This is a genomic window from Streptomyces sp. NPDC031210, assembly GCF_055570395.1.
Genome location: NZ_JBVIHH010000004.1, coordinates 129,164 through 133,821, shown reverse-complemented (window position 1 = coordinate 133,821; position 4,658 = coordinate 129,164). Strand labels below are relative to the sequence as shown.

At 72.9% G+C, this 4,658-nt stretch carries 5 protein-coding genes; 2 read left to right on the top strand and 3 right to left on the bottom strand.

The features are described 5' to 3' along the window. Window positions 1-165: 165 nt before the first annotated feature. From ACZ45Z_RS10080 to ACZ45Z_RS10070, 3 genes are all read right to left on the bottom strand, one after another. Window positions 166-393, bottom strand: coding sequence for a DUF3107 domain-containing protein (locus tag ACZ45Z_RS10080; protein WP_468359049.1), 228 nt, complete (start codon window positions 391-393; stop codon window positions 166-168). 170 nt (window positions 394-563) lie between these two features. Continuing rightward, window positions 564-1,205 (bottom strand): TetR/AcrR family transcriptional regulator, encoded by a 642-nt coding sequence (locus tag ACZ45Z_RS10075; protein WP_468359046.1) that lies wholly within the window; start codon window positions 1,203-1,205, stop codon window positions 564-566. 148 nt (window positions 1,206-1,353) lie between these two features. Further along, entirely contained in the window at window positions 1,354-1,581 is a 228-nt protein-coding gene (locus tag ACZ45Z_RS10070) for a hypothetical protein (protein ID WP_468359043.1), read from the bottom strand. A 163-nt stretch (window positions 1,582-1,744) separates the two neighbouring features. On the opposite strand from ACZ45Z_RS10070, the gene ACZ45Z_RS10065 reads away from it, so the two are divergent. After that, window positions 1,745-2,764 (top strand): alpha/beta fold hydrolase, encoded by a 1,020-nt coding sequence (locus tag ACZ45Z_RS10065; protein ID WP_468359040.1) that lies wholly within the window; start codon window positions 1,745-1,747, stop codon window positions 2,762-2,764. Between the two features lie 335 nt (window positions 2,765-3,099). Further along, window positions 3,100-4,419: a DUF3152 domain-containing protein gene (locus tag ACZ45Z_RS10060; protein ID WP_468359036.1), complete on the top strand. Its 1,320-nt coding sequence runs from the start codon at window positions 3,100-3,102 to the stop codon at window positions 4,417-4,419. The last annotated feature ends 239 nt before the right edge of the window (window positions 4,420-4,658 follow it).

Below are 4,658 nucleotides of genomic sequence, written 5' to 3'. Positions count from 1 at the left end.
GAGAACGAAAAAAACGAAGACTAAAAAAGGAAAAAGACCCTTTTTCCCCGAAATACCCCTCTTCGGGTTGGGGGGGAGGCGCAAACACACGAGCGGCGGCCCGGAGAGAAGTTCTCCGGGCCGCCGCTCGTCAGCCATCAGCGGGCGCCGTGCGCGGCGCCCCCCTCAGAGCGCGCCGAATCCGACCTTGCGGACGGTCTGCTCGCCGATCTCCACGTAGGCCAGCCGGTCCGCCGGGACCAGGACCTTGCGACCGTGTTCGTCCACCAGGCTCAGAAGCTGCGACTTGCCGCCCAGTGCGTCAGCCACCGCACGCTCGACCTCTTCGGCAGACTGCCCGCTCTCCAGAACGATCTCGCGGGGCGCGTGCTGCACGCCGATCTTGACCTCCACGGCTTATGTCCCTCCGACGGTCTGGGGGTCCCCCAGCATCGCTGAGGGAAGATGCGCGGTGATCCGCGCCGTACGCAGCACACATTAGCCCGGCGCGGGGACCGACAGGACGCCATGGGCCACGCCCGCAGCGAACACGTCCGCCGCCGGCCGTCCGCCGCCGGAACCGGTCAGTGCGGCTCGCTGCCGTGCAGCGGGAATCCGGCGATGCCCTTCCAGGCCAGCGAGGTCAGCAACTGCACGGCCGTGTCGCGCGGCACCTTGCTCCCGGACGAGAGCCAGTAGCGCGCCACCACCTGCGAAACGCCGCCCAGGCCCACGGCCAGCAGCATCGACTCGTCGCGCGAGAGACCGGTGTCCTCGGCGATCACCGCGCTGATGGCCTCGGCGCACTCCAAAGAGACCTTGTCCACGCGCTCGCGGACCGCCGGCTCGTTGGTCAGGTCCGACTCGAAGACGAGGCGGAACGCACCGCCCGGGTCCTCGACGTACGCGAAGTAGGCGTCCATCGTGGCCGCGACCCGCTGCTTGTTGTCGGACGTCGACGCCAGCGCCGTCCGCACCGACTGCAGCAGCGACTCGCAGTGCTGGTCGAGGAGGGCGAGGTAGAGGTCCAGCTTGCCGGGGAAGTGCTGGTAGAGCACCGGCTTGCTGACCCCGGCCCGTTCGGCGATGTCGTCCATCGCGGCCGCGTGGTAGCCCTGCGCGACAAAAACCTCCTGGGCGGCGCCCAGAAGCTGATTGCGTCGGGCTCGGCGTGGCAGGCGTGTGCCCCGCGGGCGCGCCGCCTCGGTCTGCTCGATGGCGCTCACGCTGCCTCCCAGAAGTCGTTCCGTACGCGGCGCACACAAGATGGTGCGTCGCGCCCGCCATCGTACTTTTGGGTAACCCGGCTGTGCGTCGTCCGAGGCGAGAAATATTGCCCGGCGGCGCTGTCGTAAGCCGACATAGCATCCCAGGTCATCGGTATTCGTCTTCGTTGAGTTCCACGACGCGCGCCTGCTCGGCGCGGTCCGCCTCGTTCGCGGAGCCCGGATCGACTCCGGTCAGCGGATCGTCGTGGCGCGGTGCGACATCGGCGGCCTGTTCCACGGCGTCGTTCTCCGGTGCCTCCACATCGATCTCCGTCACGCCGTTGGCGTCCTCCTCGTCCTCGAAAGTGTCCGGGTCGGTCGGGTCGACGGGCATGGTGGCTCCCTTTCTCGCTGTTCTCGGCTCGTGCCTTGGCAGGCAGCAGGGACCGGGCGGCTCGCCCTGCCTACGAGCCTAGGAGAGAGGAGAGGCGGGCGCGATGCGGTCTGTGACCGCGGACACACAAACCCGGGCGTGATCATCTCGTAACATCGACCGCATGTCTTCGACCGAGTCGCCGGACACCCGGACCGCCCTCCCGGTGCCACCAGCCGGCCCCGGCCCCGGCCCCGGCTCCGGGCCGGCCGCGGCCGAGACAGTGCGCTCGGTGGCCCTGCCCGGTCTGACGGTCGTCGTACGGGCCCCGGCCGCCGCACCCCCGGAACGGGACGGCGACCACCGCCCCCGGGAGCGCGCGCTGTACGTCCACGGACTGGGCGGCTCCTCGCAGAACTGGTCGGCGCTCATGCCGCTGCTCGCCGACCGGCTGGACGGCGAGGCGCTCGATCTGCCCGGCTTCGGGCACGCACCGCCCCCCGCCGACGGCGCCTACTCCGTCTCCGCGCAGGCCAGGGCCGTCATCGGCTATCTCGACGCCCGCGGCGGCGGTCCCGTCCACCTCATCGGCACCTCCATGGGCGGCGCCGCCGCGACCCGGGTCGCGGCCGCGCGCCCCGACCTGGTGGGCACCCTGACCCTGATCTCGCCCGCGCTCCCCGAGCTGCGGCCGCAGCGCACGGCCGTGCCGACCGCGCTGCTCGCCGTCCCCGGGGTCGCCCGGTTGTTCAAAAGACTCACGCAGGACTGGACGCCCGAGCGCCGCACCCGCGAGGTGCTCGCGCTCTGCTACGGCGACCCCGCCAGGGTGACCCCGGAGGGGCTGGACGCCGCCGTCGAGGAATACGCGCGACGGCTCGAACTCCCCTATTTCTGGGAGGTCATGGAGCGCTCGACGCGGGGCCTGGTGAACGCCTACACGCTCGGCGGACAGCACAATTTGTGGCGTCAGGCAGAGCGGGTACTCGCCCCCACGCTTCTCGTCTACGGTGGGCGCGACCGCCTGGTCTCCTCCCGGATGGCACGGCGGGCCGCCGCGGCGTTCCGCGGTGCGCGGTTGCTGACGCTTCCGGAGGCGGGGCACGTGGCGATGATGGAATATCCCGAGACGGTGGCGCGCGCCATCCGCGAGCTGCTCGACAGCGCCGGGACCGAGATGACCGCCGACGCGAGCAGGAGCTGACAGGCCCAGTGGGACGCCATAGCCGCCGAGGCCGGCCGGAGAACGCGACGGACACGCCGGGCACGGGCGTACCGGACCAACGCACCGGACCGGGACTGCCGCCCGGCGCCCCTGGTGACGGCTCGCCTCCCGGGCCGGGGCGCCGGCGGCGCGGACCAGGCGGCGGCGAGGCGCATGGTGGCGGCGCGGACGGCGGCGGGGTTTTTGGCGCCGGCGTGCGCGGTGGCCATCCCGAACAGCGTGAGCCGGGCGGTGGCTGGGGCGCGCCGCCCTCGCCGCCCGCGCCCGGCGAGGGGCCGAGGGTCCCCAGGCCGAGGGCGGCCGGTCAGGAGGGCGTGGGCCGCGCGCCGCGCTTCGGTGCGGCGGGCGCGGCCGGTGTGACCGGCTTCGGACCGGCCGGCGGGACGCTCGGCGGGCCCGTCGGCGGCCCGGTGGCGGCCGACGGTCCGTCCTATGGCGCGGCGGTCGGCGGTACCGGCCTGCCCGGTGTCGGACCCGTCGGCGCGCCGCTCGCGCCGCGCGGCGGCGGGCCGGGGCCGCGGCGCGACTACGTCGACGCCTTCGCCGACGGGGCCGGGACGCCGGCCGGTGGGCCGTTCCCCGGGAGTGAGACGTCGCGGGGCGGCACGCCGGGCCCCGAAGCCGGACCGTACGGCGCGGGCCCGGACGGCATGGGCGGGGCGGTGCCGCCCGGCGGCCGGTTCACCGGCCGGTCGGTGGTCTTCGAGCGCGAGGGCGCGGACGACGACCGGTACGCGGCGCTCGCCGAGGACGGCCCGGACTCCGGCGCGCCGGAGGACGGTGCGGACGGCCCCGGGACCGGCGCCGACCGGGCGCTTACCGCCAAGAAGGGCGCCAAGGGCCGGACGTTCACCGGTGCGGCCGCCGCCGCCGTGACCACCGTCCTCGCCGTGGTCATCGCCGGCCAGGTCGCCGACCAGCAGCAGGAGGGCGACGCGGCGCGGACGCACAGCGGCCAGGACCGGCCCGACGGCGTCGACGACGACGCGTCCCGCTCACAGGCCCGCCCCACCCAGGACGCCAAGCCCGCCTCGTACGCCGAGAAGATGACGCAGGTCTTCCCCCTGGACGCCAAGATGACCGCCAGCGGCCGGTTCAAGGCCACCGGCGGCGACGCCAAGGCGCCCGGCCGCGGGCAGGTGCTGCGCTACCGCGTCGATGTGGAAGAGGGACTGCCCCTGGACGGCGAGCTGTTCGCCGAGGCGGTCCACAAGACCCTCAACGACGAGCGGAGCTGGGCGCACGGTGGGCAGCGGACCTTCCAGCGGGTGGGCTCGGGCGACGCCGATTTCGTGATCTCCCTGGCCAGCCCGGGCACCACCGCCAAGTGGTGCGCGAAATCCGGTCTGGACACCACCGAGGACAACGTCTCCTGCGACTCGGCGGCCACCGACCGCGTCATGATCAACGCCTACCGCTGGGCGCAGGGCGCCCGGACCTACGGCCACGACAAGATGCTCGCCTACCGCCAGATGCTGATCAACCACGAGGTCGGCCACCGGCTCGGGCACAACCACGAGGGCTGTTCCCGCCAGGGCGCCCTGGCCCCGGTGATGATGCAGCAGACGAAGTTCCTCACGACGGACGGGGCGACCTGCCGCCCCAACTCCTGGCCGTATCCCGGCCGGAGCTGACCCGCCCGGAGGGGCGCGCGGCGTCCCTCGCCGGCCGACGGGTGCTACACACGGTGGTGTAGCGCTCACATAGCGCGCCGAAACGCCCCCGGGGGCGGAAAGTCACGCCTGTTCACCCCTTCCGGTGGGGGGGGGGGGGGGGAGGGGTGGTTTCCGCCGGCGCCGCTCGCTCGTTCTTTTTCTTTTTCTTTAGGGGGGAGTAGGGCCTTTGTTGGACGCAGCCCAAACAAAAAAAAAAA

What these genes read in the sequence shown, in the direction of transcription:
- ACZ45Z_RS10065 (WP_468359040.1), top strand. Translation starts at nt 1,745, where the DNA reads ATGTCTTCGACCGAGTCGCCGGACACCCGGACCGCCCTCCCGGTGCCA.
- ACZ45Z_RS10070 (WP_468359043.1), bottom strand. Translation starts at nt 1,581, where the DNA reads ATGCCCGTCGACCCGACCGACCCGGACACTTTCGAGGACGAGGAGGAC.